This is a genomic window from Pseudovibrio sp. FO-BEG1 (assembly GCF_000236645.1).
Lineage (GTDB): Bacteria > Pseudomonadota > Alphaproteobacteria > Rhizobiales > Stappiaceae > Pseudovibrio.
The window spans coordinates 4,197,908-4,218,543 of record NC_016642.1 but is presented as its reverse complement, the minus strand read 5'-3'; the positions used below and the strand labels follow the sequence as shown (position 1 = coordinate 4,218,543).

General features: G+C 52.3%; 22 protein-coding genes. All 22 read left to right on the top strand.

Annotated features, from left to right (window positions below; genetic code table 11):
* The first annotated feature begins 105 nt into the window (after positions 1–105).
* The 22 genes from rpoB to rpsN all read left to right on the top strand — a co-directional run bounded on the left by rpoB (position 106) and on the right by rpsN (position 20,629).
* Complete coding sequence (rpoB, locus tag PSE_RS18975) at positions 106–4,248, top strand: DNA-directed RNA polymerase subunit beta (protein ID WP_041768677.1); 4,143 nt, start codon at positions 106–108, stop codon at positions 4,246–4,248.
* Between the two features lie 101 nt (positions 4,249–4,349).
* Positions 4,350–8,552: a DNA-directed RNA polymerase subunit beta' gene (gene rpoC / locus PSE_RS18970; RefSeq protein ID WP_014286301.1), complete on the top strand. Its 4,203-nt coding sequence runs from the start codon at positions 4,350–4,352 to the stop codon at positions 8,550–8,552.
* A gap of 78 nt (positions 8,553–8,630) precedes the next feature.
* Positions 8,631–8,966, top strand: coding sequence for a regulator (locus tag PSE_RS18965; protein WP_244421324.1), 336 nt, complete (start codon positions 8,631–8,633; stop codon positions 8,964–8,966).
* Between the two features lie 650 nt (positions 8,967–9,616).
* Positions 9,617–9,988, top strand: coding sequence for a 30S ribosomal protein S12 (gene rpsL, locus PSE_RS18960; protein ID WP_008548005.1), 372 nt, complete (start codon positions 9,617–9,619; stop codon positions 9,986–9,988).
* A gap of 16 nt (positions 9,989–10,004) precedes the next feature.
* Complete coding sequence (gene rpsG, locus PSE_RS18955) at positions 10,005–10,475, top strand: 30S ribosomal protein S7 (RefSeq protein WP_008547975.1); 471 nt, start codon at positions 10,005–10,007, stop codon at positions 10,473–10,475.
* Positions 10,476–10,499: 24 nt separating this feature from the next.
* Positions 10,500–12,575 carry an elongation factor G gene (gene fusA, locus PSE_RS18950; protein ID WP_014286299.1) on the top strand — a complete coding sequence of 692 codons (2,076 nt, stop codon included), beginning with the start codon at positions 10,500–10,502 and terminating at the stop codon, positions 12,573–12,575.
* A gap of 48 nt (positions 12,576–12,623) precedes the next feature.
* The gene (gene tuf, locus PSE_RS18945) at positions 12,624–13,799 is read left to right on the top strand and encodes an elongation factor Tu (protein ID WP_008547473.1); all 1,176 of its coding nucleotides are present in this window, start codon (positions 12,624–12,626) and stop codon (positions 13,797–13,799) included.
* A gap of 69 nt (positions 13,800–13,868) precedes the next feature.
* Entirely contained in the window at positions 13,869–14,177 is a 309-nt protein-coding gene (gene rpsJ, locus PSE_RS18940; protein WP_008547405.1) for a 30S ribosomal protein S10, read from the top strand.
* A gap of 21 nt (positions 14,178–14,198) precedes the next feature.
* Positions 14,199–14,915 (top strand): 50S ribosomal protein L3, encoded by a 717-nt coding sequence (gene rplC, locus PSE_RS18935; protein ID WP_014286298.1) that lies wholly within the window; start codon positions 14,199–14,201, stop codon positions 14,913–14,915.
* Positions 14,915–15,532 carry a 50S ribosomal protein L4 gene (gene rplD / locus PSE_RS18930; protein WP_008547526.1) on the top strand — a complete coding sequence of 206 codons (618 nt, stop codon included), beginning with the start codon at positions 14,915–14,917 and terminating at the stop codon, positions 15,530–15,532. The genes rplC and rplD overlap by 1 nt, the downstream gene beginning before the upstream one ends.
* Positions 15,532–15,825: a 50S ribosomal protein L23 gene (locus PSE_RS18925; RefSeq protein WP_008547868.1), complete on the top strand. Its 294-nt coding sequence runs from the start codon at positions 15,532–15,534 to the stop codon at positions 15,823–15,825. Before rplD ends, PSE_RS18925 begins: the two co-directional genes overlap by 1 nt.
* 13 nt (positions 15,826–15,838) lie before the next feature.
* Positions 15,839–16,672 carry a 50S ribosomal protein L2 gene (rplB, locus tag PSE_RS18920; protein ID WP_008547462.1) on the top strand — a complete coding sequence of 278 codons (834 nt, stop codon included), beginning with the start codon at positions 15,839–15,841 and terminating at the stop codon, positions 16,670–16,672.
* A 12-nt stretch (positions 16,673–16,684) separates the two neighbouring features.
* Positions 16,685–16,963 (top strand): 30S ribosomal protein S19, encoded by a 279-nt coding sequence (gene rpsS, locus PSE_RS18915; protein WP_008547370.1) that lies wholly within the window; start codon positions 16,685–16,687, stop codon positions 16,961–16,963.
* Between the two features lie 2 nt (positions 16,964–16,965).
* Positions 16,966–17,346, top strand: a complete 381-nt coding sequence (gene rplV, locus PSE_RS18910; protein ID WP_008547759.1) for a 50S ribosomal protein L22 — start codon at positions 16,966–16,968, stop codon at positions 17,344–17,346.
* Positions 17,346–18,062, top strand: coding sequence for a 30S ribosomal protein S3 (rpsC, locus tag PSE_RS18905; protein ID WP_008548029.1), 717 nt, complete (start codon positions 17,346–17,348; stop codon positions 18,060–18,062). The genes rplV and rpsC overlap by 1 nt, the downstream gene beginning before the upstream one ends.
* 43 nt (positions 18,063–18,105) lie before the next feature.
* Positions 18,106–18,519 (top strand): 50S ribosomal protein L16, encoded by a 414-nt coding sequence (gene rplP / locus PSE_RS18900; RefSeq protein ID WP_008547866.1) that lies wholly within the window; start codon positions 18,106–18,108, stop codon positions 18,517–18,519.
* Between the two features lie 23 nt (positions 18,520–18,542).
* Positions 18,543–18,743, top strand: a complete 201-nt coding sequence (gene rpmC / locus PSE_RS18895; RefSeq protein ID WP_008547599.1) for a 50S ribosomal protein L29 — start codon at positions 18,543–18,545, stop codon at positions 18,741–18,743.
* 10 nt (positions 18,744–18,753) lie between these two features.
* The gene (gene rpsQ / locus PSE_RS18890; protein WP_037036314.1) at positions 18,754–18,996 is read left to right on the top strand and encodes a 30S ribosomal protein S17; all 243 of its coding nucleotides are present in this window, start codon (positions 18,754–18,756) and stop codon (positions 18,994–18,996) included.
* Positions 18,997–19,054: 58 nt separating this feature from the next.
* Positions 19,055–19,423, top strand: a complete 369-nt coding sequence (gene rplN / locus PSE_RS18885; protein ID WP_008547447.1) for a 50S ribosomal protein L14 — start codon at positions 19,055–19,057, stop codon at positions 19,421–19,423.
* Positions 19,423–19,740, top strand: a complete 318-nt coding sequence (rplX, locus tag PSE_RS18880; RefSeq protein ID WP_008547821.1) for a 50S ribosomal protein L24 — start codon at positions 19,423–19,425, stop codon at positions 19,738–19,740. The genes rplN and rplX overlap by 1 nt, the downstream gene beginning before the upstream one ends.
* On the top strand, positions 19,733–20,290 hold the full coding sequence (gene rplE, locus PSE_RS18875; RefSeq protein WP_008547749.1) for a 50S ribosomal protein L5: 558 nt from the start codon (positions 19,733–19,735) through the stop codon (positions 20,288–20,290). Before rplX ends, rplE begins: the two co-directional genes overlap by 8 nt.
* 33 nt (positions 20,291–20,323) lie before the next feature.
* Complete coding sequence (gene rpsN, locus PSE_RS18870) at positions 20,324–20,629, top strand: 30S ribosomal protein S14 (RefSeq protein WP_008547545.1); 306 nt, start codon at positions 20,324–20,326, stop codon at positions 20,627–20,629.
* Positions 20,630–20,636: the final 7 nt, after the last annotated feature.

Genomic DNA, 20,636 nt, shown 5'->3' with positions numbered 1-20,636 from the left:
TGCCGCAAGGTGCCTTTAGTGGACGGTTCTGAGAAGCTACGTTTTCTGCCGTGTGCAGGGCGTCGTTTTTCTGAACCGTCACCTTGAGTGATACGAGGAGCGACAATGACGCAGACGTTCAACGGTCGCAAGCGGGTCCGTAAATACTTCGGATCCATCCGCGATGTAGCGGCTATGCCAAATCTTATCGAAGTGCAGAAGGCGTCTTATGACCAATTCTTGCAAGTTGATAAGGTAGAAGATAGCCGCGTTGACGAAGGCCTAGAGGCCGTATTTAAGTCCGTATTCCCCATTTCGGATTTTGCAGGCAATTCCCTTCTTGAATTCGTAGATTACGAATTTGAAGCACCAAAGTATGATGTGGAAGAGTGCCGCCAGCGTGATATGACTTACGCTGCGCCACTGAAGCTGACGCTTCGCCTTATCGTGTTTGATGTGGATGAAGATACTGGCGCAAAATCGGTTAAAGACATCAAAGAACAAGATGTCTACATGGGCGATATTCCGTTCATGACCGATAACGGTACCTTTGTGATCAATGGTACAGAGCGCGTTATCGTGTCTCAGATGCACCGTTCCCCGGGTGTATTCTTCGACCATGACAAAGGTAAGACCCACTCTTCCGGTAAATTGCTGTTTGCCGCACGTGTGATTCCTTACCGTGGTTCCTGGCTCGACATCGAATTCGATGCGAAGGACATTGTTCACGCACGTATCGACCGCCGTCGTAAGATCCCAGTGACATCCCTGCTGATGGCGCTTGGTCTGGATAGCGAAGACATCCTGAACACCTTCTACAAGCGTATCGATTACGTTCGCTCCGGCGAGAACAGCTGGTCTGTTCCGTTTGACGGCGCTCGTCTGAAGGGCACCAAAGCCGTCAACGACATGGTTGATGCTGCTTCCGGTGAAGTGGTTGTAGAAGCCGGTAAGAAAATTACCGCTCGTACAATCCGTCAGCTGACTGAAAAGGGCGTTAAGGCTCTTAAGGGCACTGATGAGGATCTGTACGGCCAGTACCTTGCTGAAGACATTGTCGACATGGGTACCGGTGAGATCTACGCTGAAGCTGGTGAAGAGCTGACTGAAAAGCTGCTCCACGAGCTGATCGAGCGTGGCTACCACGATCTTCCTGTTCTGGATATCGACTACGTTAACGTTGGTCCTTACATCCGCAACACACTTGCAGCCGACAAGAACGACAGCCGCGAAGGTGCTCTGTTTGACATCTACCGCGTGATGCGTCCTGGTGAGCCGCCAACCCTCGAAACAGCTGAGGCTATGTTCCAGTCTCTGTTCTTCGATGCTGAGCGCTACGACCTGTCCGCTGTTGGTCGCGTGAAGATGAACATGCGTCTTGACCTTGAGTGTGAAGACACTGTTCGTGTTCTGCGTAAGGAAGACATCCTGTCTGTTATCGGACTGCTGCTTGATCTGCGTGATGGTCGCGGCGAAATCGATGACATCGACAACCTTGGCAACCGTCGTGTTCGTTCTGTTGGCGAACTGATGGAAAACCAGTACCGTGTTGGCCTGCTGCGCATGGAACGTGCGATCAAGGAGCGTATGAGCTCTGTTGAGATCGACACTGTGATGCCTCAGGATCTGATCAACGCAAAACCTGCTGCGGCTGCTGTGCGCGAGTTCTTCGGTTCTTCCCAGCTGTCCCAGTTCATGGACCAGACCAACCCACTCTCTGAAGTCACGCATAAGCGTCGTCTCTCAGCGCTTGGCCCAGGTGGTTTGACCCGTGAGCGCGCAGGCTTTGAGGTTCGCGACGTTCACCCAACTCACTACGGTCGTATCTGTCCGATTGAGACACCAGAAGGTCCGAACATTGGTCTGATCAACTCACTGGCGACTTTCGCGCGTGTGAACAAGTATGGCTTCATTGAGAGCCCATACCGCCGCGTGATTGACGGTAAAGTGACCAAGGACGTTGTCTATCTCTCCGCTATGGAAGAGAGCAAGTACTACGTTTCTCAGGCAAACGCTGAGATGAACGAAGATGGTAGCTTCGTGAACGACCTGGTCCAGTGTCGTCACGCAGGTGAAAACATCTTGGTCACCTCTGACCGCGTTGATCTGATGGATGTGTCTCCGAAGCAGCTGGTTTCCGTTGCTGCGTCGCTCATTCCGTTCCTTGAGAACGATGATGCGAACCGCGCACTGATGGGTTCCAACATGATGCGTCAGGCTGTGCCGCTCGTTCGTGCGCAGGCTCCATTTGTTGGTACCGGTATGGAACCAATCGTTGCTCGTGACTCTGGTGCTGCTATCGGCGCACGTCGCGGCGGTGTGGTTGACCAAGTTGACGCAACACGTATCGTTATTCGTGCAACGGAAGATCTGGATCCTTCCAAGTCTGGCGTAGACATCTACCGCCTGATGAAGTTCCAGCGTTCCAACCAGGACACCTGTATCAACCAGCGTCCGCTGGTGAACGTGGGTGACCGGGTTCGCAAGGGCGATATCATTGCAGACGGTCCTTCGACTGATCTGGGTGATCTGGCACTTGGCCGTAACGTTATGGTCGCGTTCATGCCTTGGAACGGCTACAACTTCGAGGATTCCATCCTTCTGTCCGAGCGCATCGTTCGCGATGACGTATTCACCTCTATCCACCTCGAAGAATTCGAAGTGATGGCGCGTGATACGAAGCTTGGCCCTGAAGAAATCACTCGCGATATTCCTAACGTTTCTGAAGAAGCGCTGAAGAACCTCGACGAAGCTGGCATCGTGTATGTTGGTGCTGAGGTGAAACCAGGCGACATTCTCGTTGGTAAGATCACTCCAAAGGGCGAAAGCCCAATGACACCAGAAGAAAAACTTCTGCGTGCGATCTTCGGTGAGAAAGCTTCTGACGTTCGTGACACATCCCTGCGTCTGTCTCCAGGTGTTGTCGGTACTGTTGTTGAAGTTCGTGTATTCAACCGCCACGGCGTTGAAAAAGACGAACGCGCAATGGCTATCGAGCGCGAAGAGATTGAACGTCTTGCGAAAGACCGTGACGACGAACAGGCAATTCTTGACCGTAACGTCTATGGCCGTCTGGCTGAGATGATCATGGGTCATGTGGCTGTTGGTGGTCCGAAGAACTTCCGCAAGGGTGTTGAGATCGACGGAAACGTTCTGAACGAGTTCCCACGTTCTCAGTGGTGGCAGTTTGCTGTCGAAGACGAGCAGCTGATGAGTGAGCTGGAAGCGCTTCGTGGTTCTTATGACGAGAGCCGTAAGCGTCTTGAGCAGCGCTTCATCGACAAGGTTGAGAAGCTGCAGCGTGGTGATGAGTTGCCACCTGGCGTAATGAAGATGGTTAAGGTCTTCGTTGCGGTTAAGCGTAAGATTCAGCCAGGCGATAAGATGGCTGGTCGTCACGGTAACAAAGGTGTGGTCTCCAAGATCAACCCATGTGAAGACATGCCATTCCTTGAGGATGGTCAGCACGTGGACATTGTTCTGAACCCACTGGGCGTGCCGTCCCGCATGAACGTTGGTCAGATTCTTGAAACGCACCTTGGCTGGGCTTGTGCCGGCATGGGCCAGAAGATCGGCGAGCTTTACGATGAATATCGTAAGTCTGGCGAGATCGAACAGCTCCGCGGCAAAGTTGTCGAAATCTACGGCGATAACCTGAAGGGTGAGCCGGTTAAAGAATACGACGACGAAGGCATTGCGAAACTTGGTGAGCAGCTGCGTCATGGCGTTTCCATCGCGACTCCGGTCTTCGATGGTGCACGTGAGCCAGACGTTGTTGACATGCTGAACATCGCTGAGATGAAGCCATCCGGTCAGTCAACTCTGTTTGACGGACGTACCGGTGAGCAGTTCGACCGTCAGGTCACTGTTGGTTACATCTACATGCTCAAGCTTCACCACCTGGTTGACGACAAGATCCACGCGCGTTCTATCGGACCTTACTCTCTTGTTACTCAGCAGCCGCTGGGTGGTAAGGCACAGTTCGGTGGTCAGCGCTTCGGTGAGATGGAAGTGTGGGCGCTTGAAGCTTATGGCGCAGCGTACACCTTGCAGGAAATGCTCACAGTTAAGTCTGATGACGTGGCTGGTCGTACCAAGGTTTACGAAGCAATCGTCCGGGGTGACGACACATTCGAGGCGGGCATTCCAGAGAGCTTCAACGTTCTCGTCAAGGAAATGCGTTCACTGGGCCTCAATGTCGAGTTGCAGGATAAGGAACCGCGTCATTCGACCAATGATGACGCTGAAGCAATCGATGCCGCGGAATAAGACCTTTCAAGGTATTTCGCTGTAAGTCATGTATTCATGCCGGAAGAGGGGAGCCTGCTAACTAGCACGCTCCCCAAACCGCGCATTTTAGGAGAGAGCTGATGTCGCAAGAGGTCATGAACCTGTTCAATCAACAGGCTCCCGCACAGACCTTCGATCATATCCGCATCTCGATCGCCAGCCCGGAGAAAATTCTGTCCTGGTCGTTCGGTGAGATCAAAAAGCCGGAGACGATCAACTACAGAACTTTCAAGCCAGAGCGCGACGGGCTGTTCTGTGCTCGGATTTTCGGTCCTATCAAGGACTATGAGTGCTTGTGCGGTAAGTATAAGCGCATGAAATATAAAGGCGTTATCTGTGAGAAGTGTGGCGTTGAAGTCACCTTGTCCCGTGTACGCCGTGAACGTATGGGCCACATTGAGCTTGCTGCTCCTGTTGCGCATATCTGGTTCCTGAAGTCGCTGCCATCTCGTATCGGCATGCTTCTGGATATGACGCTTAAGGATCTTGAGCGCATCCTGTACTTCGAGAACTACGTTGTTATTGAGCCAGGCCTTACTCCTTTGAAGCTGCGTCAGCTGCTTTCTGAAGAAGAGTATGTTGCTGCTCAGGACGAATACGGTGAAGACAGCTTCACTGCTATGATCGGTGCTGAAGCGATCCGCGAGATCCTTGCAAGCATGGATCTGCAGCGTGAATCTGAAAAGATCCGTCAGGAAATCGCAGAAGCAACCACTGAGCTGAAGCCTAAGAAACTGGCGAAGCGTCTGAAGGTTGTTGAGGCGTTCATCGAGTCCGGAAACCGTCCTGAATGGATGATCCTGACTGTTGTTCCAGTCATTCCACCGGATCTTCGTCCGCTGGTTCCACTGGACGGTGGCCGTTTTGCGACGTCTGATCTGAACGATCTTTATCGTCGTGTGATCAACCGTAACAACCGTCTGAAGCGTCTCATTGAACTGCGTGCGCCGGATATCATTATCCGTAACGAAAAGCGTATGCTTCAGGAGTCCGTGGATGCGCTGTTCGATAACGGTCGTCGTGGCCGTGTGATCCAGGGTGCAAACAAGCGTCCTCTGAAGTCCCTCTCAGACATGCTGAAGGGTAAGCAGGGTCGTTTCCGTCAGAACCTTCTTGGTAAGCGTGTGGACTACTCCGGTCGTTCCGTTATTACCGTGGGTCCTGAACTGAAGCTGCACCAGTGTGGTCTGCCTAAGAAGATGGCGCTTGAGCTGTTCAAGCCGTTCATCTACTCCCGTCTTGACGCGAAGGGCTATTCTTCCACTGTTAAACAGGCGAAGAAGCTCGTTGAAAAAGAGCGTCCGGAAGTTTGGGATATCCTTGATGAAGTGATCCGTGAGCACCCAGTTCTTCTGAACCGTGCGCCTACGCTTCACCGTCTTGGTATTCAGGCATTCGAACCAACCCTGATTGAAGGTAAGGCAATCCAGCTGCACCCGCTCGTCTGTTCCGCGTTTAACGCTGACTTCGACGGTGACCAGATGGCTGTTCACGTTCCGCTTTCTCTGGAAGCGCAGCTTGAAGCCCGTACCCTCATGATGTCTACCAACAACATTCTGCACCCGGCGAACGGTGGTCCGATCATCGTGCCGTCTCAGGATATTGTTCTTGGTCTCTACTATCTGTCCATCATGGCAGAAGGTGAGCCAGGAGAAGGCATGGCCTTCGGTAACATGGGTGAGCTGCATCACGCGCTTGAGAACGGTGTTATCACTGTTCACTCCAAGATCCGTGGCCGCTTCAAGACTGTTGATGAGCTGGGCAACCCAACCTCTGAAATCTATGAGACCACTCCAGGTCGTCTGATGATTGCAGAGCTGCTGCCTAAGCACTTCGAAGTTCCGTTCGACGTCTGTAACAAGCTGATGACGAAGAAAGAAATCTCTAAGATGATCGACACGGTTTACCGTGCTTGTGGTCAGAAAGAGACAGTCATCTTCTGTGACCGCGTTATGCAGCTGGGCTTCAAGAACGCATGTCGCGCTGGTATCTCCTTCGGTAAGGATGACATGGTTATCCCTGGCACCAAGGCGAAGCTGGTTGATGACACCGCAGCAATGGTTGCTGAATACGAGCAGCAGTACAATGACGGTCTGATCACCCAGGGCGAGAAATACAACAAGGTTGTTGACGCTTGGGCGAAATGTACTGACAAAGTTGCTGATGAAATGATGGGCCGCATCTCTGCGACCGAGTTCGAAGAGGACACAGGTCGTCAGAAGCAGATGAACTCTGTTTACATGATGGCTCACTCCGGTGCTCGTGGTTCTCCAGCACAGATGAAGCAGCTCGGTGGTATGCGTGGTCTGATGGCGAAGCCGGACGGCTCCATCATCGAAAACCCGATTATCGCGAACTTTAAAGAAGGTCTGTCGGTTCTCGAGTACTTCAACTCCACCCACGGTGCCCGTAAGGGTCTTGCCGATACGGCGTTGAAGACTGCGAACTCCGGTTACCTGACCCGTCGTCTTGTTGACGTGGCGCAGGACAGCATCATTCTTGAAGTTGACTGTGGTTCCGAAGGTGGCATCACCGTTCAGCCAATCGTTGATGCTGGTAACGTGATCGCGACCCTTGGTATGCGTGTTCTGGGCCGTACGGCTGCAGAAGACGTGGTCAACAACAAGACCGGTGAAGTGATCGTTCCTAAGGGACGTTTGATTGACGAGAAGGACGTTGAGCAGATTGAAGCTGCCAAGGTTCAGATGGTCAAGATCCGCTCCGTGCTGACCTGTGAAACCAAGACCGGTGTATGTGCGACCTGTTATGGCCGTGACCTTGCACGTGGTACTCCGGTGAACATCGGTGAGGCTGTTGGTGTTATCGCTGCGCAGTCCATTGGTGAGCCTGGTACTCAGCTGACCATGCGTACGTTCCACATTGGTGGTACGGCACAGGTTGTTGACAGCTCCTTCATCGAATCCAACTTCGAAGGTACTGTGACAATCCGTAACCGCAACGTGGTTCGCGACTCTGACGGCAACAACATCGTCATGGCACGTAACATGTCTGTTGTGATTGTCGACAGTGACGGCAACGAGCGTTCTTCTCACCGTCTGACTTACGGTGGTAAGGTCTTCGTTGACGAAGGCGACACCATCAAGCGTGGTGACCGTATTTCCGAATGGGATCCATACACCCGTCCGATCCTGACCGAAGTTTCCGGTCGTGTAGGCTTCGAAGATCTGGTTGATGGTGCATCTGTTCAGGAAACCGCCGATGAGGCGACCGGTATCACCAAGCGTGTGGTCATTGACTGGCGTTCTGCTCAGCGTAGTGCTGATCTGAAACCTGCGATGGTTGTTCAGGACGAAAACGGTAAGATCAAGAAACTGGCTCGCGGTGGCGATGCACGTTCTCTGCTCTCCGTTGACGCAATTCTGTCCGTTCAGCCGGGCGACATGGTTTCTGCTGGTGACGTTCTTGCACGTATTCTTCTGGAATCTGCGAAGACGAAAGACATTACCGGTGGTCTGCCACGTGTTGCGGAACTGTTCGAAGCACGTCGTCCGAAGGATCACGCGATTATCGCTGAGACTGACGGTACGATCCGCTTTGGCCGAGACTACAAAAACAAGCGCCGTATCATCATCGATCCTACCGATGAGAGCCTGGAGCCTGTTGAGTACCTCATTCCGAAGAACAAACACTTCCACCTGCAGGAAGGTGACACCATCGAGAAGGGTGAATACCTGATCGACGGTAATCCGGCACCGCATGACATTCTGGCGATTAAGGGCGTTGAGGCACTGGCTGCCTTCCTCGTCAACGAGATCCAGGAAGTTTACCGTCTGCAGGGCGTGGGCATTAACGACAAGCACATCGAAGTGATTGTTCGTCAGATGCTCCAGAAAGTAGAGATCACCGATCCGGGCGAGACAGAGTTCTTCTCTGGTGAGCAGGTTGATAAGATCGACTTCGAAGAAGCAAACCAGCGTGCAATCGATAATGCACGTGACCCTGCTAAGGGTGTTCCAGTTCTGCTGGGTATCACCAAAGCAAGCTTGCAGACTCGTTCGTTCTTCTCTGCTGCATCGTTCCAGGAGACAACTCGCGTTCTGACTGAGGCAGCTGTCTTCGGTAAGATCGATCCTCTGGATGGTCTGAAAGAGAACGTGATCGTTGGTCGTCTGATCCCTGCGGGTACAGGCGGAGCGATGAACCGCACTCGCAAGATCGCGACCCTGCGTGATGATCTCATTCAGGATGCTCGCCGTGCAGCTTCAACTGCAAACACTGCGGACTCCATGCTGGAAGATTTCAGCCGCGGCGAACAGTTCTAATGGTTCGGTAAAATACAATTCCGGTGAAGCCGCCCTTCGGGGCGGCTTTTCCATTTTGATGCGTGATTGGTGATTTAGATGAGTATGCCGATCCGCGATGAAGGAAATAAGATGTCTGATCTGAACGAAATCGAAAACGGCGAAGACACTCCTCCAGTTGTCTACCTGATCATGGGTCGTGCCTGGAAAGAGGAAGACGGCGAAGAAGAAGATGGTGTTCCATTCCACGTCATGGTGACTGCGCCGGATGATGATGGTGCCGTTCGCCGTGCAGTGGAAGCGCTGGGTGAACAGGGTTATGCGGATGCAGCTCTGGATCAGCTCGGATATATCACTGAGGTTCCGGAGGAAGAGTTCTTCGTGCAGCCTTACAAAGATGCGCTGGCGGGCAACGTCTCCGTCATCACCTTCTAAGGTGTGTCGGGCCTGCGCTTTTAAGTGATGTGATCGATCCGATTTTGGATTTTTGAAAAGGAGAGGGCGACCTCTCCTTTTTTGTGTTTGGGGGAGAGGGGCAGGGTGGTGCGTTGCCGGTGCAGTATTTGCACTTAAGTGGCTAATTGAAATCCGGTTAAAGCCATAAGAATCAAATGGCTTGGGCAGGTGACGATGAGTCAGAGTAGGAATGTGCTTAACTTCCTTTTAATCTTCAGAGTCAAACTGAAATGAACACTTAAGCGCTTCCAAATTTTGGGGTCTTTTGCGAGGAAATAGCTGAAATTGCCTGAATCTTGGGATACACCGCATGAATCTGAGAGTCTTCGGCCAAGAATCTCTTGGAAGGGACTTGACGAACAGTGTCTTGATGAGTAGTTTCCGCGCAACCTTATGGCAGGCAGTAAGCAATGTCCTTCTCCTGAGGCGCCTCGCCTCGGAGTACTGAAGCTTAAACGCTGTCGGGTTCAAAGGCGAATACAAGTCGAATGCAAGACCGCGGACCTGTCCGTGGTCCTCTGGTTTCGCAGCGCCCTCCGCGGATGTTTTGTTCGTGGACTTGGTGCGCGTGCGTATGTCTACCAGAAACTGCGTCCGGTCGAAGAGCAAAAGTAGTTAAAGGGCAAATTATGCCAACGATCAACCAGTTGATCCGCAAGCCGCGCCAGGTGCCGGCGAAGCGGAACAAAGTTCCAGCGATGGAAGCATGCCCGCAGAAGCGCGGCGTGTGTACTCGCGTTTATACCACCACTCCTAAGAAGCCAAACTCAGCGCTTCGTAAAGTGGCTAAGATCCGTCTCACCAACGGTTTCGAAGTTATTGGTTACATTCCGGGTGAAGGTCACAACCTGCAAGAGCACTCCGTTGTCATGATCCGTGGTGGTCGTGTAAAGGATTTGCCAGGTGTTCGTTACCACATCATCCGCGGCGTTCTTGACACCCAGGGTGTTAAAGATCGTAAACAGCGTCGTTCCAAGTATGGCGCTAAGCGTCCGAAATAATAGGATATAGACCGATATGTCCCGCCGTCACGCCGCTGAAAAGCGCCAAGTTATTCCGGATCCAAAGTTCGGAGACATCATCGTTACTAAGTTCATGAACGCAGTAATGCTCGATGGTAAAAAATCCACCGCAGAACGCATCGTATACGGTGCATTCGACGCGATCGAAGCTAAAGCTAAGGCTAACCCACTCGAGATGTTCCATCAGGCGCTCGAAAACGTTATGCCGCAGGTAGAAGTTCGCTCCCGTCGTGTTGGTGGTGCAACCTATCAGGTTCCAGTCGAAGTTCGCGCAGAACGTCGTCAGGCACTTGCTATCCGCTGGCTGATTTCTGCAGCTCGCGGTCGTAACGAAACCACAATGGTTGGTCGTCTTTCCGGCGAACTGCTTGATGCAGCTAACAACCGTGGTAACTCCGTTAAGAAGCGCGAAGACACCCACCGGATGGCTGAAGCTAACCGTGCGTTCTCGCACTACCGTTGGTAATCTGTCTAGATAGAGGCTGACGCTATGTCACGTTCGCACAAAATTGAGGACTACCGTAACTTCGGCATCATGGCACACATTGATGCTGGTAAGACGACTACTACAGAACGTATTCTGTACTACACAGGTAAGTCCCACAAAATCGGTGAAGTTCATGATGGTGCTGCTACCATGGACTGGATGGAGCAGGAGCAGGAGCGTGGTATTACCATTACCTCTGCTGCTACCACTGCGTTCTGGAACGACAAGCGCCTGAACATCATTGACACCCCAGGCCACGTTGACTTCACCATTGAAGTTGAGCGTTCCCTGCGTGTGCTTGATGGCGCTGTTGCTCTTCTGGATGCGAATGCTGGTGTTGAACCTCAGACTGAGACCGTATGGCGTCAGGCTGACAAGTACAACGTTCCACGCATGATCTTCGTCAACAAGATGGACAAGCTCGGTGCTGATTTCTTCCGCTGTGTAGAAATGATCGAGAAGCGTCTTGGCGCGACCCCGCTCTGCCTGCAGCTGCCAATCGGCGCTGAGTCCGAGTTCCAGGGTGTTATCGATCTGCTGAAGATGAAAGCACTGGTTTGGAATGGTGAAGCTCTCGGCGCAAGCTGGGATGAGCTGGACATTCCTGCTGACCTTGCTGACCAGGCTGCTGAATACCGCGACAAGTTGGTTGAGACTGCAGTTGAAGTCGACGAAGAAGCAATGGAAGCTTACCTGGAAGGCGAAGAGCCATCCTTTGAAAAGCTTCAGGAGCTGATCCGTAAAGGTACCATCGCCGGTGAATTCGTTCCTGTGCTTTGCGGTACCGCATTTAAGAACAAAGGTGTTCAGCCTCTGCTCGACGCAGTTGTTGACTACCTGCCTTCTCCAGTTGAAGTTCCTGCTATTAAAGGCATCGACGCTAAGACTGAAGAAGAAACCGTACGTGAATCTTCTGACGAAGAGCCACTCGGTATGCTCGCATTTAAGGTAATGAACGACCCGTTCGTTGGTTCCCTGACCTTCGCTCGTATTTACTCTGGTGTTCTGACAAAAGGTTCTTCTGTCATGAATACCGTTAAAGGTAAGCGTGAGCGCGTCGGTCGTATGATGCAGATGCACTCAAATTCCCGCGATGACATTGATGTAGCTTACGCAGGCGACATCGTTGCTATCGCAGGCCTGAAGGACACCACCACTGGTGATACTCTTTGTGATCCTCTCAAGCCGGTTATCCTGGAGCGCATGGAGTTCCCTGATCCGGTTATCGAGATCGCTGTAGAGCCTAAAACCAAGGGTGACCAGGAGAAGATGGGTATCGCCCTGAACCGCCTGGCTGCTGAGGATCCGTCCTTCCGCGTTAAGACAGATGAAGAATCCGGCCAGACCATCATTGCTGGTATGGGTGAACTTCACCTGGATATCCTTGTTGATCGCATGAAGCGTGAATTCAAGGTTGAAGCAAACATCGGTGCACCTCAGGTTGCTTACCGTGAGACCATCACCAAGCCTGCAGATGTGGATTATACCCACAAGAAGCAGTCCGGTGGTACTGGTCAGTTTGCTCGCATCAAACTCTCAATCGAGCCGAATGAAATCGGTGCTGGTTTTGCGTTTGATAACACGATCGTTGGCGGTAACGTTCCTAAGGAATACATCCCTGGTGTTTCCAAAGGTATCGAATCCGTCATGTCTTCCGGTCCACTCGCTGGCTTCCCGATGGTCGACATTAAAGCGGTACTCACCGATGGTGCTTACCACGATGTTGACTCTTCTGTGCTCGCGTTTGAGATCGCAGGTCGTGCAGGTTTCCGCGAAGCTGTGGCTAAAGCAGGTCCAAAGCTTCTCGAGCCTATCATGAAGGTTGAGGTTGTCACTCCAGAAGACTATATGGGTGACGTGATTGGTGATCTGAATTCCCGTCGTGGACAGATTGCTGGTACCGAAAACCGCGGTGTCGTGACCGTTATCACTGCTATGGTTCCGCTGGCTAACATGTTTGGCTACGTAAACAACCTACGTTCCATGTCCCAAGGACGTGCGCAGTATTCCATGGTGTTCGATCATTACGACCAAGTCCCGCAGGCTGTTGCTGACGAGGTTATGGCGAAATACGCCTAACCTCACCACAATTAGTCAAAGGGATTCAAGAGAGAACGGAGAGATCCGATGGCAAAAGAAAAATTTGAGCGTAATAAGCCGCACGTCAACATCGGCACAATTGGCCACGTTGACCACGGCAAAACTACTCTGACCGCTGCGATCACCAAACAGTTTGGTGACTTCAAAGCATATGACGAAATCGATGGTGCTCCTGAAGAGCGCGCACGTGGTATCACCATTTCCACAGCGCACGTTGAGTACGAAACCGACGCTCGTCACTACGCACACGTTGACTGCCCAGGCCACGCTGACTATGTGAAAAACATGATCACCGGTGCTGCGCAGATGGACGGCGCGATCCTCGTTGTTAACGCTGCTGATGGCCCAATGCCACAGACTCGTGAGCACATCCTGCTTGCACGCCAGGTTGGCGTTCCTGCACTGGTTGTCTTCATGAACAAAGTTGACCAGGTTGACGATGAAGAGCTTCTCGAGCTCGTAGAAATGGAAGTTCGTGAACTTCTGTCTTCCTACGAATTCCCAGGCGACGATATTCCAATCATCGCTGGTTCTGCTCTGGCAGCTCTGGAAGATCGCGATGCAAACATTGGTTCCGAGAAAATCGCTGAACTGATGGCTGCAGTAGACGAGTACATCCCAACTCCAGACCGTCCACGCGATCAGGCATTCCTTATGCCAATCGAAGACGTGTTCTCCATCTCCGGTCGTGGTACCGTTGTTACCGGTCGCGTTGAGCGCGGTATCATCCACGTTGGTGATGAAGTTGAGATCGTCGGCATCAAAGAAACAGCTAAAACCACTGTTACTGGTGTTGAAATGTTCCGCAAGCTGCTCGATCAGGGTGAAGCTGGCGACAACATCGGTGCACTGATCCGTGGTGTTGGTCGTGAAGAAGTTGAGCGTGGCCAGGTTCTGTGTAAGCCAGGTTCCGTTACTCCTCACACCAAGTTCAAAGCTGAGGCATACATCCTCACCAAAGAAGAAGGTGGTCGTCACACCCCATTCTTCACCAACTACCGTCCACAGTTCTACTTCCGTACAACTGACGTGACTGGTGTTGTTTCTCTGCCAGAAGGCACAGAAATGGTGATGCCTGGTGATAACGTTGCTGTTTCAGTTGAACTTATCGTGCCAATCGCTATGGAAGATGGTCTGCGCTTCGCTATCCGCGAAGGCGGTCGTACCGTCGGCGCTGGCGTTGTAGCTGAAATCATCGAATAAGAATTGAGTTTGGGCTGCGGTTCGACTTTATGTTGAACCGCAGTCGCCTTACTCAGTTAAGGATTAGTCATGAACGGTCAGAATATTCGGATCCGCCTGAAGGCGTTTGATCACCGTGTTCTTGACGCTTCCACTAAGGAAATCGTGAACACGGCGAAACGGACCGGCGCGCAAGTGCGTGGGCCAGTTCCGTTGCCGACGCGGATTGAGAAGTACACCGTACTTCGCGGACCGCATGTTGATAAAAAGAGCCGCGATCAGTTCGAAATGCGCACTCATAAGCGCCTTCTCGACATCGTCGATCCAACACCACAGACAGTAGATGCTTTGATGAAGCTCGACCTGGCTGCTGGCGTTGACGTCGAGATCAAGCTCTAAGTGCGGCAAGGGGACACAGTAATGCGTTCTGGAGTGATCGCACAGAAGGTGGGTATGACCCGTATCTATAACGAGGCAGGTGAACACGTGCCCGTTACAGTACTGCGTCTAGACAACTGTCAGGTTGTTGCTCACCGGACGGCAGAAAAGAACGGCTACACTGCGCTTCAGTTGGGCGTAGGTGCAGCAAAAGTTAAGAACACGAACCGCGCAATGCGTGGCCACTTTGCAGTTGCAAAGGTTGAGCCTAAGCGCAAACTCGCTGAGTTCCGTGTTTCTGAAGAAAACATGATCGAAGTTGGTGCTGAGCTTACTGCTGACCACTTCCTTAACGGTCAGTTTGTGGATGTAACCGGCACCTCTATCGGTAAGGGCTTTGCTGGTGCGATGAAGCGTCACAACTTCGGTGGTGGTCGCGCTTCTCATGGTGTGTCTATTTCACACCGTGCGCACGGTTCTACCGGTCAGTGTCAGGATCCAGGTAAGGTGTTCAAAGGCAAGAAAATGGCCGGTCACCTTGGTGCAGAACGCGTCACCACTCAGAACCTGAAAGTTGTACGTACTGACGTAGAACGTGGTCTGATCATGGTTGAAGGTTCCGTTCCTGGTTCTAAAGGCGGTTGGATCCTGGTTCGTGATGCAATTAAGAAGTCTCTGCCAGAGAACGCTCCTGTACCAGGTGCATTCCGTCAGAACTCTGCTGTTGCAGCGGCTGAAGCTGGGAAGGAAGGTGAGTGATGGAACTCGAGGTTAAAACCCTCGGCGGCAAAGCTGCGGGTTCGATCACAGTGTCTGACGAGATCTTCGGTCTCGAGCCACGTATTGACCTGATCCAGCGCGTTGTTCGCTGGCAGCTTGCAAAGCGCCAGGCTGGTACTCATAAATCTCTGGGTCGCTCAGAGGTAAACGGTACCACCAAAAAATTCGTACGCCAGAAAGGCTCTGGCGGCGCACGTCACGGTAACCGTAAAGCTCCTCAGTTCCGTGGTGGTGGTAAGGCATTTGGTCCAGTTGTGCGTGAACACGCTCACGATCTTCCTAAGAAGGTTCGTGCTCTGGGTCTGAAACATGCCCTGTCTGCAAAAGCAGCTTCCGGCAATCTCTATATTGTTGAAGATGCGAAAGCAGCAGAAGCCAAAACCAAGGCTCTGAAAGAACAGCTCGGTTCTCTCGGTTTGACCAGTGCGTTGTTCGTGGACGGTGCAGAAGTAGATGCAAACTTCGGTTTGGCTACCCGCAACATTCCACTCGTAGATGTACTGCCAGTTCAGGGTATCAACGTTTACGACATTCTTCGTCGTGATACGCTTGTCCTGACCAAAGCGGCAGTTGCAGCTTTGGAGGAGCGCTTCTAATGAGCAAGCTCGTTCACTACGACAAAATCGTATCTCCGGTGATCACTGAGAAAGCTACTTTTGCTTCTGAAGAGAACAAGGTTGTTTTCAAAGTTGCTCTCACCGCAACTAAACCGGAAATCAAAGCAGCTGTTGAATCTCTGTTTGGCGTTAAAGTCAAAGCAGTCAACACACTGGTTCGCAAGGGTAAAACCAAGCGCTTCAAAGGTGTTGTCGGCAAGCAGAACGACTTCAAAAAAGCTGTGGTCACTCTGGAAGATGGTCAGTCCATCGACGTGACGACCGGTCTTTAAGGGGTAGGACAAAATGGCACTTAAGACATTTAATCCGACATCTCCTGGCCGTCGTCAGCTGGTCCAGGTAGACCGTTCTGATCTTTGGAAAGGCAAGCCAGTCAAGAAATTGACTGAAGGTCTGTCCAAGTCCGGTGGTCGTAACAACTACGGTCGTAAGACTGCAAACAACATTGGTGGTGGTCACAAGCGTACCTACCGCCTGATCGACTTCAAGCGTCGTAAATTCGACGTTGTCGGTACTGTTGAGCGTCTGGAATACGATCCAAACCGTACCGCTTTCATCGCTCTCATCACTTATGATGATGGTGAGCAGGCATACATCCTGGCTCCACAGCGTCTTGCTGCTGGCGACAAGATCATTGCTGGTGAAGCTGTGGACATCAAGCCGGGCAACGCTATGCCACTGGCTTCTATCCCAGTCGGTACGATCATTCACAACATCGAGATGAAGCCAGGTAAAGGCGCGCAGATCGCTCGCTCCGCTGGTGCTTACGCTCAGATCGTTGGTCGTGACGCTGGTTACACTGTAATCCGTCTTCTGTCTGGTGAGCAGCGCCGTGTACTCGGCACCTGCATGGCCACAGTTGGTGCAGTATCAAACCAGGATCACGCTAACATCAACCTGGGTAAAGCAGGTCGTTCTCGTTGGCTGGGCCGTCGCCCACACGTTCGCGGTGTTGCTATGAACCCGATCGACCACCCGCACGGTGGTGGTGAAGGTCGTACTTCCGGTGGACGTCATCCGGTTACTCCTTGGGGTAAACCGACCAAAGGTAAGCGCACACGACGTAATAAAGCTAGCGATAAGTTTATCGTACGCTCACGTCATGCGCGGAAGAAGTAAGGGGAACGGATCGTGGCACGTTCGATCTGGAAAGGGCCGTTCATTGACGGTTACCTCCTGAAGAAAGCGGAAAAGGTTCGCGAGTCCGGCCGTAACGAGGTCATCAAGACCTGGAGCCGCCGCTCCACCATTCTTCCGCACTTTGTGGGGTTGACTTTTGGCGTCTACAACGGTCAAAAGCACATTCCTGTTTTGATCAGCGAAGACATGGTAGGTCACAAGCTGGGCGAATTCGCTCCAAGCCGCACCTACTACGGTCATGGCGCTGACAAAAAGGCGAAGAGGAAATAAAGATGGGCAAGCAGAAGCATGAGCGGACGCTCGCCGACAATGAGGCTAAAGCAGTAGCTCGTATGCTGCGCGTTTCTCCACAGAAACTCAATCTCGTTGCTGCATCGATCCGCGGTAAGAAGGTTGGTACTGCTCTTGCTGACCTGACCTTCTCACGCAAGCGTATCTCTGGCGATGTCAAGAAATGCCTGATGTCTGCTATTGCAAACGCTGAAAACAACCATGATCTCGACGTCGACAACCTTGTCGTCGCCGAGGCATTCGTTGGCAAGGCGCTTGTAATGAAGCGTTTCCAGCCACGTGCCCGTGGTCGTGTTGGACGGATTCTGAAGCCGTTCTCCAACCTGACCATCGTGGTTCGTGAAGTTGAGGAGGCAGCCTGATGGGTCAGAAGATTAATCCAATCGGCCTTCGTCTTGGCATCAACCGGACCTGGGATTCCCGCTGGTTCGCGAGCAAGAACGAATATGGCGATCTTCTTCATGAAGATTTCCGCATTCGCGAATACCTGCTCAAAGAACTGAAGCAGGCTGCTGTTTCTAAGGTTGTCATCGAACGTCCGCACAAAAAGTGCCGCGTAACTATCCACTCTGGTCGTCCAGGTGTTGTTATCGGTAAAAAAGGTGCAGACATCGAGCGTCTTCGTAAGAAGCTGTCCGCGATGACTAACTCCGAAGTACACCTCAACATCGTTGAAGTGCGCAAGCCGGAAACAGATGCAGCGCTTGTTGCAGCATCTATCGCTCAGCAGCTCGAGCGTCGTGTAGCGTTCCGTCGTGCCATGAAGCGTGCAGTTCAGTCTGCAATGCGTCTTGGCGCTCAGGGCATCCGTATTAACTGCGGTGGTCGTCTGGGCGGTGCGGAAATCGCACGTATCGAATGGTACCGTGAAGGTCGCGTGCCACTGCACACTCTTCGTGCAGACATCGACTATGGTACCGCGACTGCACACACCGCTTACGGTGCTTGCGGCGTGAAAGTCTGGATCTTCAAGGGCGAAATCCTTGAGCATGATCCAATGGCTTCCGAACGTCGTGCGACCGAAGGTGGTGGCAAGAGCGAACGCCAAGGTGGCGGTCGTCGTGAGCGCGCAGCATAAGCTGCGCCTCCAACGGCTAAACTAGTTAAGCGAGAGAAAAGCTATGCTGCAACCAAAGCGTACTAAGTTCCGCAAGCAGCACAAGGGCCGCATCCATGGCAACGCCAAGGGTGGTACGGACCTCAATTTCGGCGCCTACGGCCTTAAGGCCATGGAGCCAGAGCGTATCACCGCTCGTCAGATTGAGGCTGCCCGTCGTGCAATGACCCGTTACATGAAGCGTGCGGGTCGCGTGTGGATCAGAATCTTCCCGGATGTTCCTGTATCCTCCAAGCCGGCTGAAGTCCGTATGGGTAAGGGTAAAGGTTCTCCTGAGTACTGGGCGTGCCGGGTTAAACCTGGTCGCATCATGTTCGAAATGGACGGTGTGTCTGAAGAAATTGCTCGTGAAGCAATGCGTCTGGCCGCTGCAAAACTCCCAATTAAGTGCCGGTTCGTCCAGCGCATTGGCGAGTAATCGGACATCGAAAGGAAAAGGCCATGAAGGCTACCGATGTAAGAGCTAAGACCTCTGATGAGCTCAAGGCAAACCTGGAAGAACTGAAAAAAGAACAGTTCAACCTGCGTTTCCAGCGAGCCACCGGTCAGCTCGAAAACACCGCTCGTGTTCGTCAGGTTCGCCGGGACATCGCGCGGATCCAGACAGTACTGCGCGAGAAGCGCGTGTCTGACAACGCATAAGGAGCTAATGATGCCAAAGCGTATTTTGCAGGGTGTCGTTGTTAGCGATGCGAACGAAAAGACAGTAACGGTTAAGGTAGAGCGTCGCTTTACCCACCCATTGCTGAAAAAAGTTGTGCGCCGTACGAAGAAGTATCGTGCACATGACGAAAATAATTCTTACAAGGTTGGCGACACAGTTCAGATTGAAGAGTGTGCTCCAATCTCTAAGAATAAGAAATGGACCGTTGTTTCTTCGGAAGCAGCGAGCTAGTGAACGCATCCAGCATTTCTAATTTTTAGATTGCTGAGAAAGAACAAGGCGACGAGTCATGATTCAGATGCAAACAAACCTCGACGTTGCCGATAACAGCGGTGCGCGTCGTGTCATGTGCATCAAAGTGCTCGGCGGCTCCAAACGGAAGTATGCTGGCGTTGGCGACATCATTGTTGTCTCCGTCAAAGAAGCAATTCCGCGGGGTCGTGTTAAAAAGGGCGACGTGATGAAAGCGGTCGTCGTGCGCACGGCTAAAGACATCCGTCGTGCAGACGGCAGTGTGATCCGCTTCGACCGCAACGCGGCTGTGCTGATCAACAACAACAAAGAACCGATCGGAACACGTATTTTTGGCCCAGTTCCTCGTGAACTGCGTGGCAAGAATCACATGAAGATCATTTCGCTTGCGCCGGAGGTGCTCTGATGCCCGCGAAGATCAAAAAGGGCGACAAGGTCGTCGTAATTGCCGGTCGTGACAAAGGAAAGACTGGGGAAGTTCTCCAGATGATCCCATCCGAAAACCGCGCTGTCGTGCGTGGCGTAAATATGGTGAAACGTCACCAGCGCCAGACCCAGCAGAGCGAGGGTGGCATCATCACAAAGGAAGCTCCAATTCAGCTTTCCAATATTGCCATTGCTGATCCTAAGGATGGCAAGCCGACCCGCGTCGGTTTCACGACTAATGAAGCAGGCAACACTGTACGCGTTGCCAAGCGTTCAGGAGACGTGATTGATGGCTGACGCTACTTACACTCCACGGCTGAAAGCGCACTACAATGATGTAGTGCGTGGCCAGCTTCAGGAGAAGTTTAACTACACCAACCCAATGATGATCCCTTCGGTCGAAAAGATTGTTTTGAACATGGGTGTTGGTGAAGCTGTTGGTGACAGCAAGAAAGCTCGTATCGCTGCTGAAGATCTGAGCTTGATTGCTGGTCAAAAGGCGGTTATTACCCGTGCTAGAAAATCTATCGCGACCTTTAAGGTTCGTGAAGATATGCCACTGGGTACTAAAGTTACACTTCGTCGTAACCAGATGTTCGAATTCATGGATCGTTTGATCACCATCGCGCTTCCGCGCGTACGTGACTTCCGCGGCCTGAATCCGAAGAGCTTCGACGGACGTGGCAACTACGCTATGGGCCTTAAAGAACACATTGTCTTCCCAGAGATTGACTACGATAAAGTAGATCAGATGTGGGGTATGGACATTGTTGTTTGTACCACAGCGAAAACCGATGACGAAGCGCGTGAACTGCTGCGCGCGTTCAACTTCCCGTTCCGCAAATAATAGCGGTATACGGGAAAGGAACGAGGACAGACGATGGCGAAGAAAAGCGCGGTCGAGAAAAACAAGCGGCGCGTAGCTCTTGTTAGCAAATTTGCTGACAAGCGTGCTGCCCTGAAGGCCATGGCCAAAGACGAGAGCTTGTCCCTTGAGGAGCGTTTCAATGCACGGCTTAAGCTTGCTAAGCTGCCGCGCAATTCCGCGCCTACACGGGTACGCAACCGGTGTGAAGTCACAGGTCGCCCACGCGGTTACTACCGCAAGCTTAAGATGTCGCGTATTGCGCTTCGTGAGTTGGGTTCCCTGGGCAAGATCCCGGGTCTCGTGAAGTCGAGCTGGTAAGGAGTTA

Coding starts and splice junctions, on each gene's coding strand:
- rpsQ (WP_037036314.1), top strand. CDS start 18,754: ATGCCAAAGCGTATTTTGCAGGGTGTCGTTGTTAGCGATGCGAACGAA.
- PSE_RS18965 (WP_244421324.1), top strand. CDS start 8,631: ATGAGTATGCCGATCCGCGATGAAGGAAATAAGATGTCTGATCTGAAC.
- rpsL (WP_008548005.1), top strand. CDS start 9,617: ATGCCAACGATCAACCAGTTGATCCGCAAGCCGCGCCAGGTGCCGGCG.
- rpsN (WP_008547545.1), top strand. CDS start 20,324: ATGGCGAAGAAAAGCGCGGTCGAGAAAAACAAGCGGCGCGTAGCTCTT.
- rplD (WP_008547526.1), top strand. CDS start 14,915: ATGGAACTCGAGGTTAAAACCCTCGGCGGCAAAGCTGCGGGTTCGATC.
- rpmC (WP_008547599.1), top strand. CDS start 18,543: ATGAAGGCTACCGATGTAAGAGCTAAGACCTCTGATGAGCTCAAGGCA.
- rpsG (WP_008547975.1), top strand. CDS start 10,005: ATGTCCCGCCGTCACGCCGCTGAAAAGCGCCAAGTTATTCCGGATCCA.
- rplN (WP_008547447.1), top strand. CDS start 19,055: ATGATTCAGATGCAAACAAACCTCGACGTTGCCGATAACAGCGGTGCG.
- rplC (WP_014286298.1), top strand. CDS start 14,199: ATGCGTTCTGGAGTGATCGCACAGAAGGTGGGTATGACCCGTATCTAT.
- rpsJ (WP_008547405.1), top strand. CDS start 13,869: ATGAACGGTCAGAATATTCGGATCCGCCTGAAGGCGTTTGATCACCGT.
- rpsC (WP_008548029.1), top strand. CDS start 17,346: ATGGGTCAGAAGATTAATCCAATCGGCCTTCGTCTTGGCATCAACCGG.
- rplE (WP_008547749.1), top strand. CDS start 19,733: ATGGCTGACGCTACTTACACTCCACGGCTGAAAGCGCACTACAATGAT.
- rpoB (WP_041768677.1), top strand. CDS start 106: ATGACGCAGACGTTCAACGGTCGCAAGCGGGTCCGTAAATACTTCGGA.
- rplV (WP_008547759.1), top strand. CDS start 16,966: ATGGGCAAGCAGAAGCATGAGCGGACGCTCGCCGACAATGAGGCTAAA.
- rplX (WP_008547821.1), top strand. CDS start 19,423: ATGCCCGCGAAGATCAAAAAGGGCGACAAGGTCGTCGTAATTGCCGGT.
- fusA (WP_014286299.1), top strand. CDS start 10,500: ATGTCACGTTCGCACAAAATTGAGGACTACCGTAACTTCGGCATCATG.
- rplB (WP_008547462.1), top strand. CDS start 15,839: ATGGCACTTAAGACATTTAATCCGACATCTCCTGGCCGTCGTCAGCTG.
- PSE_RS18925 (WP_008547868.1), top strand. CDS start 15,532: ATGAGCAAGCTCGTTCACTACGACAAAATCGTATCTCCGGTGATCACT.
- rpoC (WP_014286301.1), top strand. CDS start 4,350: ATGTCGCAAGAGGTCATGAACCTGTTCAATCAACAGGCTCCCGCACAG.
- tuf (WP_008547473.1), top strand. CDS start 12,624: ATGGCAAAAGAAAAATTTGAGCGTAATAAGCCGCACGTCAACATCGGC.
- rplP (WP_008547866.1), top strand. CDS start 18,106: ATGCTGCAACCAAAGCGTACTAAGTTCCGCAAGCAGCACAAGGGCCGC.